Annotated in this window: 15 protein-coding genes; 14 read left to right on the top strand and 1 reads right to left on the bottom strand. The window is 67.3% G+C overall.

From position 1 onward, the window contains the following. Nucleotides 1-71 precede the first annotated feature (71 nt). From ACFC14_RS16650 to ACFC14_RS16590, 13 genes are all read left to right on the top strand, one after another. Nucleotides 72-668, top strand: coding sequence for a DivIVA domain-containing protein (locus ACFC14_RS16650; RefSeq protein WP_136042171.1), 597 nt, complete (start codon nucleotides 72-74; stop codon nucleotides 666-668). Nucleotides 669-676: 8 nt separating this feature from the next. Next, the gene (gene lspA / locus ACFC14_RS16645; protein ID WP_136042170.1) at nucleotides 677-1354 is read left to right on the top strand and encodes a signal peptidase II; all 678 of its coding nucleotides are present in this window, start codon (nucleotides 677-679) and stop codon (nucleotides 1352-1354) included. 2 nt (nucleotides 1355-1356) lie between these two features. Beyond that, nucleotides 1357-2277 carry an RluA family pseudouridine synthase gene (locus tag ACFC14_RS16640; protein WP_376106813.1) on the top strand — a complete coding sequence of 307 codons (921 nt, stop codon included), beginning with the start codon at nucleotides 1357-1359 and terminating at the stop codon, nucleotides 2275-2277. A 48-nt stretch (nucleotides 2278-2325) separates the two neighbouring features. After that, nucleotides 2326-2925 carry a GNAT family N-acetyltransferase gene (locus ACFC14_RS16635; RefSeq protein WP_376106810.1) on the top strand — a complete coding sequence of 200 codons (600 nt, stop codon included), beginning with the start codon at nucleotides 2326-2328 and terminating at the stop codon, nucleotides 2923-2925. A gap of 31 nt (nucleotides 2926-2956) precedes the next feature. Continuing rightward, the gene (locus ACFC14_RS16630; RefSeq protein WP_376106807.1) at nucleotides 2957-3562 is read left to right on the top strand and encodes an RNA polymerase sigma factor; all 606 of its coding nucleotides are present in this window, start codon (nucleotides 2957-2959) and stop codon (nucleotides 3560-3562) included. A gap of 22 nt (nucleotides 3563-3584) precedes the next feature. Next, a complete protein-coding gene (locus tag ACFC14_RS16625) occupies nucleotides 3585-4613 on the top strand; it encodes a hypothetical protein (RefSeq protein WP_376106805.1) in 1029 nt (342 codons plus the stop codon). A 113-nt stretch (nucleotides 4614-4726) separates the two neighbouring features. After that, a complete protein-coding gene (locus ACFC14_RS16620; RefSeq protein ID WP_376106802.1) occupies nucleotides 4727-5332 on the top strand; it encodes an RNA polymerase sigma factor in 606 nt (201 codons plus the stop codon). Beyond that, nucleotides 5307-6413, top strand: coding sequence for a hypothetical protein (locus ACFC14_RS16615; protein WP_376106799.1), 1107 nt, complete (start codon nucleotides 5307-5309; stop codon nucleotides 6411-6413). Before ACFC14_RS16620 ends, ACFC14_RS16615 begins: the two co-directional genes overlap by 26 nt. A gap of 74 nt (nucleotides 6414-6487) precedes the next feature. Further along, nucleotides 6488-10006 (top strand): DNA polymerase III subunit alpha, encoded by a 3519-nt coding sequence (gene dnaE, locus ACFC14_RS16610; RefSeq protein WP_376106796.1) that lies wholly within the window; start codon nucleotides 6488-6490, stop codon nucleotides 10004-10006. A 70-nt stretch (nucleotides 10007-10076) separates the two neighbouring features. Then, nucleotides 10077-11285: a hypothetical protein gene (locus tag ACFC14_RS16605; protein ID WP_376106793.1), complete on the top strand. Its 1209-nt coding sequence runs from the start codon at nucleotides 10077-10079 to the stop codon at nucleotides 11283-11285. A 1-nt stretch (nucleotide 11286) separates the two neighbouring features. Continuing rightward, a complete protein-coding gene (hisD, locus tag ACFC14_RS16600; RefSeq protein WP_376106790.1) occupies nucleotides 11287-12591 on the top strand; it encodes a histidinol dehydrogenase in 1305 nt (434 codons plus the stop codon). 10 nt (nucleotides 12592-12601) lie between these two features. Further along, entirely contained in the window at nucleotides 12602-13072 is a 471-nt protein-coding gene (gene nrdR, locus ACFC14_RS16595) for a transcriptional regulator NrdR (protein ID WP_136042164.1), read from the top strand. Between the two features lie 10 nt (nucleotides 13073-13082). Continuing rightward, the gene (locus ACFC14_RS16590; protein WP_376106786.1) at nucleotides 13083-14120 is read left to right on the top strand and encodes a quinone-dependent dihydroorotate dehydrogenase; all 1038 of its coding nucleotides are present in this window, start codon (nucleotides 13083-13085) and stop codon (nucleotides 14118-14120) included. Here the strand turns inward: ACFC14_RS16590 and ACFC14_RS16585 are convergent. Beyond that, nucleotides 14095-14667 (bottom strand): DUF3043 domain-containing protein, encoded by a 573-nt coding sequence (locus ACFC14_RS16585; protein ID WP_376106783.1) that lies wholly within the window; start codon nucleotides 14665-14667, stop codon nucleotides 14095-14097. The genes ACFC14_RS16590 and ACFC14_RS16585 overlap by 26 nt on opposite strands. Before the next feature lie 45 nt (nucleotides 14668-14712). Between ACFC14_RS16585 and ACFC14_RS16580 the strand changes: the two genes are divergently transcribed. Further along, a complete protein-coding gene (locus tag ACFC14_RS16580; protein WP_376106781.1) occupies nucleotides 14713-16116 on the top strand; it encodes a dipeptidase in 1404 nt (467 codons plus the stop codon). Nucleotides 16117-16153: the final 37 nt, after the last annotated feature.

Genomic DNA, 16153 nt, shown 5'->3' with positions numbered 1-16153 from the left:
GGTTCGCGCCACATCACGACCACGCCATACATCGATACTGGCATTCGAACTCATCGAAAGAGGAGCCACTCATGGCACTTACCCCGGATGACGTCGTCACCAAGCAGTTCCAGCACGTCCGTTTCAAGGACGGCTTCGACCCGGACGAGGTGGACGACTTCCTCGACGAGATCGTCATCGAGTGGCGCAAGGCTCTCGAGGAGAACGTCGAGCTGAAGGCCAAGCTGGCAGCGTACGAATCCGGCGCCGCTCCCGAGGCTGCCGCACCGGCCGCTCCCGCCGCGACCGAGGCCCCCGCGCCCGTCGCCGAGGTGCCTGCAGAGCCTGCTCCGACGGGTTCCGCGACCGCGACGGCCGGCATCATCGAGCTCGCGCAGCGTCTGCATGACGAGCACGTGGCCGAGGGCGAGGCGAAGCGCAACGCGCTCATCGCCGAGGCCGAGACCGAGGTTGCGCGCATCCGCACCGAGGCCGAGGCGAAGCAGCGCGAAGAGTCGGCACGCCTGGAGCGCGAGCGCAACACGCTCGAAGCCCGCATCACCGAACTCCGCAACTTCGAGCGCGACTACCGCTCGCAGCTGCGCGGCTACATCGAGGGCCAGCTTCGCGAGCTCGACGAGAAGTCGGCGTCCACGGACTCCACGCCCGTCTCCGCGATCGGTCTGTAAGGCGCCTCTTGTCAGGACGCCCGCCCCTTCGTCGGTCGGCGGCCGGTGCGATCGTTGCGATTCTCGCAGCGCTCGTGCTGGCCGCCGATCAGTTTGTGAAGTACCTCACGATCGAGAACCTGCCGCTGCATGAGCCGGTCCCGGTTCTCGGCGAGTTCCTTCAGCTCTACTACGTGCGCAATCCCGGCGCGGCCTTCTCGCTCGGCTCCGAGGTCACGTGGATCTTCACGATCGCCCTCGCAGTGGTCGCCTCCATCATCATCTGGAAGGCGTTCGGCCTCAGGTCGCGGCTGTGGGCCGTGGTGCTCGGTTGCCTGCTCGGCGGTGTGCTGGGCAACCTCACGGACCGTCTGCTCCGTGAGCCCGGTTTCCCTGTCGGACATGTCGTCGACATGATCTCCATGCCGTGGATGATGCCCGCGATCTTCAACGTGGCAGACATCTTCATCGTGACCGGCATGATCTCGGTCGCACTTCTCGTCGTGTTCGGGCTTCGCTTCGACGGCACGCGCGAGCGCGACCATGCCGTGGTCGAGACGGAGGAGGAAGCAGAGGCCGCAGCGGCGGCTGCTGTCGCCGCCACCGAGACCGACGCCGACGTCATGCCAGCGGACGCGCCCGCCGGTCGCGCAGACGACGACGATGCGCCCTCGGAGGGTGCGGCTCCCGCATCCGAAGGACGCTGATCGTGGAATCCCGGTCTCTGCCGGTGCCCGACGGCTTGGACGGCACTCGCGTCGACGCAGCCCTGGCGAAGCTCATGGGCTTCTCCCGCACCTTCGCCGCCGACGTCGCCGCAGCAGGCGGTGTGCGGTTGGACGGCGTGACACTCGACAAGTCCGACCGCCTCCGCGGCGGCGGGTGGCTCGATGTGGAGTGGCGGCCGAAGGAAGCACCGAAGATCGTCCCGATCGCGGTGCCCGAACTCGGCATCGTGTACGACGACGACGACATCGTCGTGGTCGACAAGCCCACCGGCGTCGCGGCGCATCCGTCGGTCGGTTGGGAGGGCCCCACGGTCGTCGGCGCTCTCGCGGCCGCAGGATTCCGTGTCGCCACGAGTGGCGCGCCCGAGCGTCAGGGCGTCGTGCATCGGCTCGATGTCGGTACCAGCGGTCTGATGGTCGTCGCGAAGTCCGAGCACGCCTACACGGTTCTGAAGCAGGCGTTCAAGGACCGCACGGTCGAGAAGATCTATCACGCCGTGGTGCAGGGGCATCCGGATCCGCTGGCGGGGACGATCGACGCGCCGATCGGGCGGCACCCGAACCACTCCTGGAAGTTCGCGGTGGTTCCGGACGGCAAGCCCTCGGTCACTCACTACGAGACGCTCGAGGCCTTCCCCGGTGCTTCGCTCCTGGAGATCCATCTCGAGACGGGCCGCACTCACCAGATCCGTGTGCACATGGCGGCGCATCGGCATCCCTGCGTCGGGGACCCGCTCTACGGAGCCGACCCGACGTTGTCGGCTCGGCTCGGGCTCACTCGGCAGTGGCTGCACGCGCACCAGCTGGCGTTCGCCCACTCGGCGACGGGGGACTGGGTGCAGTTCGAATCCCCGTATCCGGAGGACTTCCGGCACGCACTGGATGTGCTGCGCGGCGAATAGCCCGTGCGTCGGCGTTGCGATGTCGGCCGTCTCCGGCACACTGATCGCATGGACATCGAGGTTCGACCAGCAACGGAGTTCGACGATGTCGCGGCGCTCGTCGGCCCGAAGAAACCGACGTCGAATGTCTGCTTCTGCCTGAGCTATCGCATAGGCAGCAAGGAGAACGTCGCGCTGCGCGGGGAGCAGCGCGCTGATCGTGTGCGGGAGCTGTGTCATCAGGATCCGCCACCCGGCGTGATCGCGTACCTCGATGATGAGCCGGTGGGCTGGGCGGCGCTGCACCCGCGGCGTGAGACGAGCTTCGCCCGTAATCGGCTGATCCCACATGTCGACGACCTCGACGTGTGGTCGCTGTGGTGCTTCCGCGTGCGGCCGGGGCACCGCAAACAGGGCGTCTCCCACGCGCTTATCGAGGGAGCGGTGGCATACGCGAAAGAACGCGGAGCCCCGGCCATCGAGGGGTACCCCGTCGACAACGGTGGAGAGAAGGTGAATCTCACCATGGCGTACGTCGGCACTCGAGCGCTCTTCGAGAGCGCGGGGTTCGCGAAGGCGGCGGACACGGGTTCCGTGCTCGACGGGTTGCCTCGGGTGCTGATGAGGCTCGATCTCGGCACCTCACGAAGGTCTTCGAAGAAAGCGTGAACCGTTTTCGTGATTCGCCCCAATACTCAGTGTGAGCACGGACAGCGAGATCATCCAGCGGTCGCTCGAAGAGCCCGGCGTCTTCTCCGAGATCTTCGAGCGGCACGTCCGACCCGTCGGCGGCTACATCCGGCGACGGGTGGGAGCGGACGCCGTCGATGACGTCCTGAGCGAGACGTTCCTCGTCGCCTTCCGGCGGCGCGCGTCCTTCGACCTCGGGGCGGAGTCGGCGCGGCCCTGGCTGCTCGGCATCGCGACCAAGGTGGTGAAGAGCCATCGGGCCGCGGAAGCGCGGCAGTGGCGGGCCTTCGAAGCCTCGGCATCAGCGGAGGAGGTCGCGGAAGAGACTCCGCACGTCGCCTCCGATTCGCGGATCGACGCCGACGCCGCCCTGCGGGCACTGGCCCCGCGGATCGCCGCCCTCGCAGCCAAGGACCGGGACACGCTGTTGCTGCATGCGTGGGGTGATCTCACATATGAGCAGATCGCCGCAGCGCTCGGTGTGCCGGTAGGAACCGTTCGGTCCCGGCTGAATCGCGTTCGTCGAAAGCTCGCGCCGCCCGGCTCGCACGGATCTGCCCGGCTGACATGGATGGCGAAGGAGGAGAGCGATGCAGCTTTTGGAACAAGTTCGTGAGATCGGGATCGATGAGTCCCATGTGGATGATGACACCGTTCTCGCCGCGCGGCGGGCGCTGACTCGAGAGATGGCGGGGAGTGCGCGTCCGGAGCGAGCACGGCCGTACCGACGACGCACGTGGACCGGGATCGGTATCGGGGGGCTCGTCGCCGGAGCGGCCGTGACCGCGATCGTCGCCGGCCCGGTCATCGCGCCCCCGACCGCTCCCGATGCGGCAGCAGCCGAGGTACTGGAACGCGCGTCTGCCGTGACGTTCGACGCGCAGGACACCACGCTGGTCGCCGGACAGTATCTGCGGATCGAGACCGTCGGCGAAAACCTGCAGTTCTGGAAGGCAGAGTGGGCCGACGACGACGACGAGAACACGATGCCGTTCAATGCCTCTCGAGATGGCAGTGACGCCGCCGTGCTGGTGCGCGACACGCGCGTGCTGTTCATCCCTGCTGACCGTTCAGGAGACTGGTTCTACGACTGGGGACACGCCGAGGTCGTGGAGTCGTTCGGCGACCGCGGCGCCGAGGCGGCACGAGATTGGTCCTCCTCGCCCGGCTCCCAGATTCGTGAACGCGGCACGATCGAGAACCTCCCGGCGGGGGAGTACCTCGCCGTAGGCGGCGACGAGCCACCCATGCCGTACCTGGCGGACCGGTACCGGCCGTACTACGACGAGATGCCGAGGGATCCCCAGAAGCTGCTCGACTGGCTCCGTGGACAGTCGGGGATGACGGGCGAAGAAGCGGATCGGTGGCTTGTGGCGGGTCTCTCCGATCCGTCGGCGATCAACCTGATGCCGGCCGACCTGCGTTCGGCGTTCTTCCTCGCGATCGCCCTGATCCCAGGATTCGAGGTGGTGGCTGAGGAGGGTTCGACGGCAACGTTGCAGTACGTCGTCCCCGGCCACCGGACGACGACGATCGTGATCGACACCGACGAGGGACTCATCGACTCGATCGCCGAGGACTATGGAAGCGGCGGGCCCGCAGGCGACACGGTCGACGCCGTCACGACGGTGCACACCTCCGTCGTGGACTCCGTACCGCAGTCGTAGCGACCCGCCAGGGAGCCCCGGCACCGATCTCCGGTGTCGGGGCCCCGCCGTAAACTCGGGCGGTGCGCCCGACCAACTTCGAACCGTTTGGCGGTTCAAGGGCAATACATAGTGTGAGCACAGACAGCGAGATCATTCAGCGGTCGCTCGGGCAACCCCGAGCCTTCGCTGAACTGTTCGATCGGCACGCGGGATCGGTGGGTCGATATGCGGCTCGCCGCCTCGGCCCTGATGCCGGTGAGGACATCCTCAGCGAGACGTTCCTGGTCGCTTTCGCGCGGCGGAAGTCGTTCGACGCGGCGTGGGACTCCGCGCTGCCGTGGCTGTACGGCATCGCCTCGCGGTTGATCAAGAAACACCGAGCTCGGGAGGCGAAGCACCACCGCTCGAGTGTGGAGTCAGCGAACCGCGAGGAGCACGTCTCGCTCGGCGACCTCGAGGGGACGATCGCCCGCCTCGACGCCGAGATATCCACCCGGGAGCTGGCGCCCCGCATCGCTGCGCTATCGGCGAAGGAACGGGACACGCTGCTGCTCTACGCCTGGGGAGACCTGACGTATGAGGAGGTCGCCGTCGCCCTCGGCGTGCCTGTGGGAACCGTCCGTTCGCGAATGAACCGAATACGGACTCGACTCGACCCGAGCAGGGGGAGTCGCCGAGAACGAGTTGTGAGCGGGAAGGAAGGAGAGGTCGATGGACGTTTTCGAACGCGTGCGTGAGGTGAACACGAGCGCGAGCCTCACGGACGACCGTGTAGCCGCGGCGCGTGCTCGCCTTCTGAGCGGGATCGACGAGAGCAGGGAGCAGAATCGCAGACGTCTCGCGCTTCGAACCCTGCTGATCGCCGGCACCGTGGCCGCCACGGCTGCGGTGGCCACGGCAGTGGTGGTCTTCACACAAGAGACCGCGCCGCCTCCGCGTGTCGAGGCGATTCCGACACCCACGGTGACGCCGCAGCAGCCGGCGACGCCGAGTCCGCAGCCCTCCCCGACTTCGGGAACCGGAGCGACCGAGCCTTTCCCCGGTACGACGCCGCAAGCGGGGCAGTACCTCCGCATCGTCGGCGTCACCGAACGTCTGCACTATCGAGCCTCGTCGGGCGGGGCGTTCCCGTGGGCCTGGATGTCCGAGTCGTCGTCTCCGCCCGTCTCGGCTCTGCTGGCGCGCGATCGCGAGGAGCAGTATGTTCCGGCGGATCGCTCAGGCGACTGGTATCAGGTGCACGGTCCGAAGGCCGAGAGGGTGGAGCTCTTCCCGGGGGTGCAGGGTCCGGATGAGGACCAGGCGTGGAACACGATCATGCCGGAGGACAGCACGGTAGGGGAGACATCGAGCACGGGTGGGCTGGCGGGCGACGCTTTTCCGCCTGTGGGGTCGACGGAGTACTACGCCGACCTCCCACGGGAACCGCGAGCGCTTCTCGATCATCTACGAGCGGTCGTCGGCACATGGACGTCCAGCCCGGAGGAGACGGACGATGCGCTCCTCGAGAACATGACGTCCACGTTGCTGTCGAACTTCGCACCGGCCGATGTCCGCAAGGCGTACGTGGGTGCACTGACGCTGAGTGGCCTCGCTCAGACGAGTTCGTCGGACGACGGGACGGTGAGCTTCGAGCTCCGCCGAGAACAGTACTCTCCGCGGACGGAGAAGCTGATCGTCGACGAATCGACAGGGTGGGCGACCGTGCACACCGTGCGCTACGACCGTCAGGCCGGCGCGACGGGGGACATGGTGCCCACAGACGTGCCCGACATTCGGACGACGTATACCGTCTCCATCGCGAATTCGGGTCCGTAGCGACTCTCGATCGACAGCCGAGCGAGCCCCGGCACCGACCTCCGGTGTCGGGGCTCCGCCGTAGACTCGAAGGCATGGCATCCGACTCCTTCGTCCACCTTCATGTGCACAGCGAGTACTCGATGTTGGACGGTGCGGCGAAGATCAATGCGATGACCCAGGCGGCCGCCGAATACGGCATGCCGGCCATCGCGGTGACCGATCACGGCAACACCTTCGCGGCGTTCGAGTTCTACAACGCGGCGCGGAACGCGGGCATCAAGCCCATCATCGGGCTCGAGGCGTACATGACCCCGGGCACCCACCGCAGCGACAAGACACGCGTGCAGTGGGGCTCGCCCGACCAGAAGAGCGACGACGTCTCCGGTTCAGGCGCCTACACCCACATGACGATGTGGAGCCAGAGCACCGAGGGCATGCACAACCTCTTCCGGATCAGCTCCCGGTCGAGCATGGAGGGCTACTACTTCAAGCCGCGCATGGACCGCGAGCTGCTCCAGACCTATGGCAAGGGGATCATCGCGACGACGGGGTGCCCGTCGGGCGAGGTGCAGACACGACTCCGGCTCGGGCAGTACGACGCGGCACGGGCGGCGGCCGCAGAGTTCCAGGACATCTTCGGCAAGGAGAACTACTTCGCCGAGATCATGGACCACGGTCTCTCCATCGAGCGACGGGTCATGACCGATCTGCTCCGGCTCGCGAAAGACCTCAACATCCCGCTCGTCGCCACCAACGACTCGCACTACACGCACCAGCACGAGGCCGACGCGCACGAGGCGCTCCTGTGCGTCCAGTCGGGCTCCACCATGGACGACCCGAACCGGTTCAAGTTCGACGGCGACGGCTACTACATCAAGACCGCCGCCGAGATGCGGCAGCTGTTCCGCGATCACCCCGAAGCGTGCGACAACACCCTGCTGATCGCCGAACGCTGCGAGGTCGAGTTCGACACCTCGGCGAACTACATGCCGCGGTTCCCGGTGCCGGACGGCGAGACCGAAGACAGCTGGCTCATCAAAGAGGTCGAGACGGGTCTGCACTACCGGTACCCGGGTGGCATCCCCGACAAGGTGCGCAAGCAGGCGGAGTACGAGACCGGCATCATCCTGCAGATGGGCTTCCCCGGCTACTTCCTCGTCGTCGCCGACTTCATCAACTGGGCCAAGGACAACGGCATCCGCGTCGGTCCCGGCCGTGGCTCCGGTGCCGGTTCCATGGTCGCGTATGCGATGAAGATCACCGACCTCGACCCCCTCGAGCACGGTCTGATCTTCGAGCGGTTCCTGAACCCCGACCGCGTCTCGATGCCTGACTTCGACGTCGACTTCGATGACCGGCGTCGTGGCGAGGTCATCGACTACGTCACCGAGAAGTACGGCTCGGAGCGCGTCGCCCAGATCGTCACGTACGGCACCATCAAGTCCAAGCAGGCTCTGAAGGACGCGGGTCGTGTGCTCGGCTTCCCGTTCAGCATGGGGGAACGCCTGACCAAGGCGATGCCGCCGCCCGTCATGGGCAAGGACATGCCGCTCGACGGGATGTTCGACTCTGCGCACCCCCGTTACAAAGAGGCGAGCGAGTTCCGTGCGCTGATCGAGACCGACCCCGAGGCGAAGACGGTCTTCGACCGCGCGCTCGGGCTCGAGGGACTGAAGCGGCAGTGGGGCGTGCACGCCGCCGGCGTCATCATGTCGTCCGACCCGCTGCTCGACATCATCCCGATCATGAAGCGCGAGCAGGACGGCCAGATCGTCACGCAGTTCGACTACCCGTCGTGCGAGTCTCTCGGTCTGATCAAGATGGACTTCCTGGGGCTCCGCAACCTCACGATCATCTCGGACGCGCTGGACAACATCCGGACGAACCGTGGCGAGGAGCTCGACCTCGAGCACCTCGGCCTCGACGACCCGGGCGTGTACGAGCTGCTCGCGCGCGGCGACACCCTGGGTGTCTTCCAGCTCGACAGCCCGCCGCTGCGCTCGCTGATGCGCCTGATGAAGCCCGACAACTTCGGTGACATCTCGGCCCTCATCGCCCTGTACCGTCCCGGCCCCATGGGAGCGAACTCGCACACCAACTACGCGCTGCGCAAGAACGGTCTTCAGGAGATCACGCCGATCCATCCCGAGCTCGAGGAGCCGCTGGCAGACATCCTTCAGGAGTCCTACGGCCTCATCATCTACCAGGAGCAGGTGATGGCGATCGCCCAGGCGGTGGCCGGGTTCAGCCTCGGACAGGCAGACATCCTGCGCCGCGCCATGGGAAAGAAGAAGAAGTCCGAGCTCGACAAGCAGTACGAGGGCTTCGCGGGCGGCATGAAGCAGCGCGGGTTCGGCGAGGCGGCGATCAAGGCACTCTGGGACATCCTGCTCCCATTCTCCGACTACGCCTTCAACAAAGCGCACTCTGCCGCGTACGGCCTCGTGTCGTACTGGACCGCCTATCTCAAGGCGCACTATCCCGCCGAGTACATGGCGGCGCTGCTGACCAGCGTGGGCGACTCCAAAGACAAGATGGCGCTGTACCTGAACGAGTGCCGCCGCATGGGTATCAAGGTGCTCCCGCCCGATGTGTCGGACTCGATCAACTACTTCGCGGCCGTGGACGACGACATCCGCTTCGGCCTCGGCGCTGTGCGCAACGTCGGCAGCAACGTCGTCGACGGCATCGTGCGGGCCCGAAAGGACGAGCGTTTCACCTCGTTCCACCACTTCCTCGACAAGGTGCCGCTGCACGTCTCGAACAAGCGCACCGTCGAGTCGCTGATCAAGGCCGGCGCCTTCGACTCGATGGGAGACTCGCGGCGGGCTCTCATGGAGGTGCATGAAGACGCGGTCGAGGCGGCCGTCGACCGCAAGCGCAACGAGGCCCAGGGCGCGATCGGCTTCGACTTCGACAGCCTCTACGACGGCATGGAAGAGGCGGCGCCCGCCAAGGTGCCCGCCCGTCCGGAGTGGATCAAGAAAGACAAGCTCGCCTTCGAGCGGGAGATGCTCGGGCTCTACGTCTCCGATCATCCGCTCGCGGGGCTCGAAGTTCCACTGGCGAAGCACGCGTCGATCTCGATTCACGACCTCAACAACTCCGAGGACCTCCAGGATGGCGACCAGGTGACGGTCGCGGGGCTCGTCACCAGCGTGCAGCACCGCGTCGCCAAGGCCAGCGGAAACCCCTACGGCATGATCACCGTCGAGGATTTCAACGGTGAGGTGACCGTGATGTTCATGGGGAAGACCTACACCGAGTTCCAGCACACGCTGCAGCAGGATGCGATCCTCGCTGTCCGCGGGCGCGTCTCGCGACGGGATGACGGGCTCAACCTCCATGCCCAATCGGCGTTCGCGCCCGACATCGGATCGTTCGATGCCGCGGGTCCGCTGGCGCTCGTCCTCGCCGAGCAGCGTGCGACGGAACGCGTGATGACGGAGCTCGCCGAGGTCCTTCGCCGGCACAACGGTGACACCGAGGTGCTGCTCCGAGTGCACCGCGGAGGTACCGCGAAGGTGTTCGAAGTGCCGATGCCGGTCAAGGTCTCGGCCGACCTCTTCGGCGACCTCAAGTCGCTGCTCGGACCCACCTGTCTGGGGTGAGCAGGTAGGATCGTGAGCCGTCGACAGCACGGCGAAACTTCCCGTCGAGCACTGTGACGAAAGGACCATCATGAGTACGGACACCTCCGAACCCGACCTTCCCGAGTCCGACCCCGAGGACTCGATCTTCAGTGACGACGATGGCGTTCTGTACGACGATGAGGTGACGCCGGAATTCGGCATCTTCGGGTTCACGCTGCGTGAGCTGCTGATCGTCGGCGTGTGGGCGGTCTCCTTCATCCTGTCCTTCTTCCCGCTGACCGGCGGCCTGTCGCTGTGGGGCGTCGGCATCCAGTGGATCCTTCCGATCGCACTTCCGACGGTGGCCGTGTTCCTTCTGGTGCTGCGCCGCTTCTCGCCGGACGGCATCCGCAGGGTGGGCTCGCTGGGCATCGATCAGTTCGCCTCGGTGACGTTCTCCGTCGCGGCTGTCGTCTGGGTCGGGAACCTGTGGCTCTCGATCTCGGGGCTCATCGCCACCGGTTACTGGGGGCTCCCGTGGAACGGCGTGGGAATGGTCATCACCTCTCTTGCGCTGGTCGTTCTCACCGTCTTCGCCCCGATCGTCCCGGGCCTGAAAGAGGACTTCCACGGCCGCCTCGTCACGCTCGCCCATCGCAATGCCAATCCGGTGCGACCGGTGATCCCGCGCCCGCGCCCTGAGCCCGCGCCCGTCGCCGAATCGACCGCCGCCACCAGTGACACTCCGGCCGATGCCACGGTAGACGGATCGGCACTGCCGCCAGTGACCGGCCTCGACGACGACACGACCGGCCGACAGGCGACGGACGAGATCGCGCGATTCGACCTCGCCGAGCAGGTCCCCCTCACGGCGCATGCGTCCGGCGGCGGAATCGGGACGGATCACGACGCCTCCGACGAGGACTACACGCCTGCGTACTCACGTCGTTCCCGCGGACAGGAGCCCGAGATCGTCTCGGACACCGGGAGCATCGAGTCGCTGCTCGAGACGGCGGCGACCTACGAGACCGGCGATGTCGCAGCCGAGAACGAGCCCCGCATCGTGGAGGGCCTGGCCGATGCCGACCCCGATCTCGATGCGACGAAACCGCGCGAGACGACGCCCGCCGCGCAGCCGTTCTGGATTCTCGCCGCCTCCGAACGGGATGTGCATGATGAGCGCGGAGAGCCGCTGTTCCGCATCGGGCCGAGCGCCTGGGCGCTCGTGATCGAAGACCGTGGCGGTGCGTACGTCGTCCGACATGACGACGGACGTATCGGCTATCTCCACGACATCTCCGACATCTCGAAGGGCTGAAATGCGCACGATCGACCTGCGGGGGCGCGAGCTCTCGCCCGCTGACATGCTCGCGGCCGTACCCCGCGCCGCGCAGGCCCGTGCGGAGGCGCTCGACACCGCCGCACGCATCGTCGAGGACGTGCGCGTCCGCGGCGAAGCGGCGCTCCGGGAGCAGGCCGAGCAGTTCGACCGGGTGACCGATCACGAGGTGCGCGTTCCTGCGGAGCACATCGCCGAGGCCCTCGCATCCCTCGAACCCGCCGTCCGTGCCGCGCTCGAAGAGGCGATCGTTCGTGTGCGCCGCGGGTCCGAAGCCCAGGTGCCGACGGCTCGGACCACCGAGATCGGCCCCGGGGCCCGCATTCTGCAGCGCTGGCAGCCCGTGCACCGCGTGGGCGTTTACATCCCCGGCGGTAAGGCGGTCTACCCCTCGAGTGTGATCATGAACGTGGTTCCCGCGCAGGTGGCGGGCGTCGAGCAGATCGCGCTGGCTTCGCCACCGCAGGCCGATCAGGGAGGCCGGATCCACCCGACGATCCTGGCGGCCGCCGCCCTGTTGGGCGTCACCGAGGTCTATGCCATGGGGGGAGCCGGCGCAATCGGCGCCTTCGCGTATGGTGTTCCGTCGCTGCGCCTCGACCCGGTCGATGTGGTGTCGGGTCCCGGCAACAACTACGTCGCGTCTGCGAAGCGCGCCGTAGCCGGCGTCGTCGGTACGGATTCCGAGGCCGGCGCGACGGAGATCCTCGTCGTCGCCGATGCCGATGCCGACCCGCGACTCATCGCTGCGGATCTCGTCAGCCAGGCGGAGCACGATGAGCAGGCCTCCGCGGTCCTGGTCACGGATGCTGGTGAGCTCGCCGATCAGGTCGCCACCGAGGTCGAGCGGATGGCGGCGCTCACACGCCACAGCGAACGTGTCGCCGCGGCTCTGAATGGTCCCCAGTCGGCGATCGTCCTCGTCGACGACCGCGCCATGGCGACCGCGTTCAGCAACGCCTATGCTCCCGAGCACCTCGAACTGCATCTCGTCGACGCCGACGATGCGGCAGCTGCGTTCACCAGCGCCGGTGCGGTGTTCGTGGGCGACCAGACTCCCGTCAGCCTCGGCGACTACATGGCGGGGAGCAACCACGTGCTCCCGACAGGCGGTCAGGCGCGGTACGCGCCGGGTCTCGGGTCGTACACGTTCCTGCGCCCGCAGCAGGTCATCTCCTACGACCGCGCCGCGCTGGCCGCTGTTCGCGCCGGTGTCGTCGCCCTCGCCGAGACCGAGGTGCTGCCCGCGCACGGTGAGGCGATCGAGGCGCGTTTCAGCGCGTAGGATCGGTCAGATGCACTGCCCCTTCTGTCGTCACCCCGACTCCCGCGTCATCGACTCGCGCACCAGCGACGACGGGCTCTCGATCAGACGGCGCCGTCAGTGCCCCGAGTGCGGGGGCAGGTTCACGACCACCGAGACGGCGAGCCTCAACGTCATCAAGCGCTCCGGCGTCATGGAACCGTTCAGTCGCGAGAAGGTCATCTCCGGCGTGCGCAAAGCCTGCCAGGGCCGGCCGGTGACCGAAGCCGACCTCGCGATCCTCGCGCAGCGGGTGGAGGAGGCCGTTCGCCAGACCGGTGTCTCGCAGCTCGACGCGAACGAGATCGGTCTCGCGATCCTGGGGCCGCTGCGTGAGCTCGACGAGGTCGCGTTCCTGCGCTTCGCCAGTGTGTACCAGGCATTCGACTCCCTCGAAGACTTCGAGGCCGCGATCACCGACCTCCGCGCCGACCACACGAAGCAGGAGCCCGCGGACCGGTAATCTGGCAGGGATGTATCCGCTGCTCTTCCGCGCTGTCCTCTCGCGCTTCGACCCCGAGTTCGCCCATCACGCCGGAATGGCGGTGATCCGAGTTCTCGGCGTGCCGCCCTTCTCCTGGGCGACGCGTGCGATGACGCGCCCGGATCCGTCGCTGCGTGTCGAGGCGCTCGGTCTGACCTTCCCCTCCCCGTTCGGCATCGCGGCCGGGTTCGACAAGAACGCGGTCGGGGTGCGTGGTCTGGCTGCGCTCGGCTTCGGGCACGTGGAAGTCGGGACGATCACGGCGGTTCCGCAGGACGGCAACCCAAAGCCGCGCCTGTTCCGGCTCATCGCTGATCGCGCCGTCATCAATCGGATGGGCTTCAACAACGCCGGCGCGGATGCGGCAGCGCGCCGTCTCGCCCGTCTGCGTCGTGGTGCCCCGGACGCGGTCGTCGGTGTCAACATCGGCAAGAGCCGGGTGGTGGACGTGGAGCACGCGACTGCCGACTACGTGGCCTCCGCAACCCGCCTCGCCCCGCTCGCCGACTACCTCGCGGTGAACGTGTCGTCTCCCAACACGCCGGGGCTGCGCGGGCTGCAGGCGGTGGAGACTCTCGCCCCACTCCTGCGCGCGGTCAAGCAGGCCTCCGGCGCCACTCCACTGCTCGTCAAGATCGCCCCCGACCTGCCGGATGAGGAGATCGCGGCGATCGCGCAGTTGGCGGTGACCGAAGGGCTTGCCGGAATCATCGCGAACAACACGACGATCAGCCGAGACGGCCTGCTCGCGGACGCGGCGAAAGTCGAGGCTGCCGGAGCAGGCGGTCTGTCGGGTGCGCCACTGAAGCAGCGCTCGCTCGCGGTGCTCCGCGTCGTGCGGGCTGCAGTCCCCGCCGACTTCTGCGTGATCGCGGTGGGTGGTGTCGAGACGCCTGCCGACGTGCAAGAGCGTCTGGAAGCGGGCGCCACTCTCGTGCAGGGTTACACGGCGTTCCTGTACCGCGGCCCGTTCTGGGGCCGCGAGATCAACAGGGGACTGGTCAGTCGGGGTACTGCCCGCGCTTGACCTGCGGCTTCGGCAGGCGCATGAACCGCATCTGCAGGGCGCGCATCGCTGCGTACCAGCCGAGACCGCGCTCGAGGCGCTCCTTGCCGAATTTCGCCGCGGCCTTGCGCTTGACCCGCATGCTCAGCAGGATCATGCCGCCGATCGCGATCACCAGGTAGCCCATCATCACCGCGTACGCATAGAACGAGATCATCATGTTCGTGGGCAGCAGCGAGGCGAGGATGACCAGCACCATCACGGCCATCACGAACTCGGCCGGGTGCCAGCCCGCGTCGACGTAGTCACGCACCCAACGACGCTGGGGGCCCTTGTCGCGGACGGGGAGGTACTTCTCCTCGCCGGCGGCCATACCGGCCTGCGCTTTGGCTCGGCGCTCGTTCAGCTCGGCCTTGGCAGCTGCCTTGGCCTCCTTGGTGTTGGCGACCAGGGGGCGGCGACGAGCAGCCTCCTGCTCCGCACGGGTCGGCGTCGCGCGTCCCTTTCCGACGGCTGGCGTCTCGGGGGCGTCGTCGTTCGTCGAAGGGGAGACAGGGGTAGTGGCCACGGAGTTCCTCGGTTCGCTGCGGGGGATCACCTTAAGATTACTCGCATGACCTCTCCTGTTCCTCCCCGTGAGCCCGATGCCGCTGTCCTCGAGGCCGTGGCGACCGGTATCCCCTCCGCGTTGTCGGACCTCGGCCACCTCGTGCGCATTCCCGGGATGGCTTGGCCCGCGTTCGACCAGACCCAGCTGGAGCGCAGTGCGGAAGCCGTGGCAGCGCTGGCCTCGGACACCGGAGTCTTCGACGACGTTCGAGTGCTGCGCGCTGCGATCCCCGGCACCGATGAGCAGGGACAGCCGGCTGTCCTCGCCACGCGCGCGGCCCGCAACGGCAAGCCGACGATCCTGCTCTACGCACACCACGATGTGCAGCCTCCCGGCGATGACGCACTCTGGGAGACCCCGCCGTTCGAGCCGACGGTGCGAGACGGGCGCCTCTACGGGCGCGGTGCCGCAGATGACAAGGCCGGGATCATGGCGCACATCGCCTCGATCCGAGCGGTGCACGAGGTGCTCGGCGATGACCTCGACCTCGGCATCGCGATGTTCATCGAGGGGGAGGAGGAGTACGGGTCCCGTTCGTTCGCCCAGTTCCTCTCCGACAACAAGGATGCGCTTCGTGCCGATGCCATCGTGGTCGCCGACTCCGGCAACTGGGATTCCGTCACCCCTGGGCTCACTGTCTCTCTCCGCGGCAACGCCCGCTTCACGCTGCGCGTGCGCACCTTGGACCACGCATCGCACTCGGGCATGTTCGGGGGTGCGGTGCCCGACGCGATGATGACGACGGTGAAGCTGCTGTCGACGCTGTGGGACGCCGATGGTTCGGTGGCCGTCGCCGGAATGACCGAGCGCGACGCCCCCACCCCCGACTACACCGAGGCGACGCTCCGCGACGAGGCAGGCCTACTTCCCGGCACGACTCCGATCGGCGACGGCACGATCCTCAGCCGGATCTGGAACAAGCCCGCGGTGACCGTGATCGGGATCGATGCGACGAGTGTGGCAGCGGCATCCAACACCCTGCTTCCCGAGGTCACGGTGGTGATCAGTGCGCGCGTCGCGCCCGGGCAGACGGGACAGGACGCGTACGACGCCCTCGAGAGCCACCTGCGGGCACACGCCCCGTTCGGCGCGGAGCTCACGTTCTCGGATGTCGACCTTGGCGATGGCTTCCTCGTCGACACCAGCGGGTGGGCGGTGCAGCTGACGCGCGACGCGATGCGCGACGGCTACGGTGTCCCGCCCGTCGATCTGGGTGTCGGCGGTTCGATCCCGTTCATCGCCGACCTGGTGCGGGAGTTCCCGTCCGCGCAGATCCTCGTCACCGGCGTCGAGGACCCGCATTCTCGGGCGCACAGCCCGAACGAGTCGCTGCACCTCGACACCTTCCGCCATGCGGTTGCGACCGAGGCGCTTCTGCTCACCCGTATGAATGCGGCAGAACTCTGAGCCTCACAGGATCTACGGCGGTAGAATCATCCGAGAA

The sequence above is a fragment of the Microbacterium sp. NPDC055988 genome (assembly GCF_042269505.1).
Lineage (GTDB): Bacteria > Actinomycetota > Actinomycetes > Actinomycetales > Microbacteriaceae > Microbacterium.
Note: the sequence above shows the minus strand (reverse complement) of the source record. Positions and strands in the feature narration are given on the sequence as shown.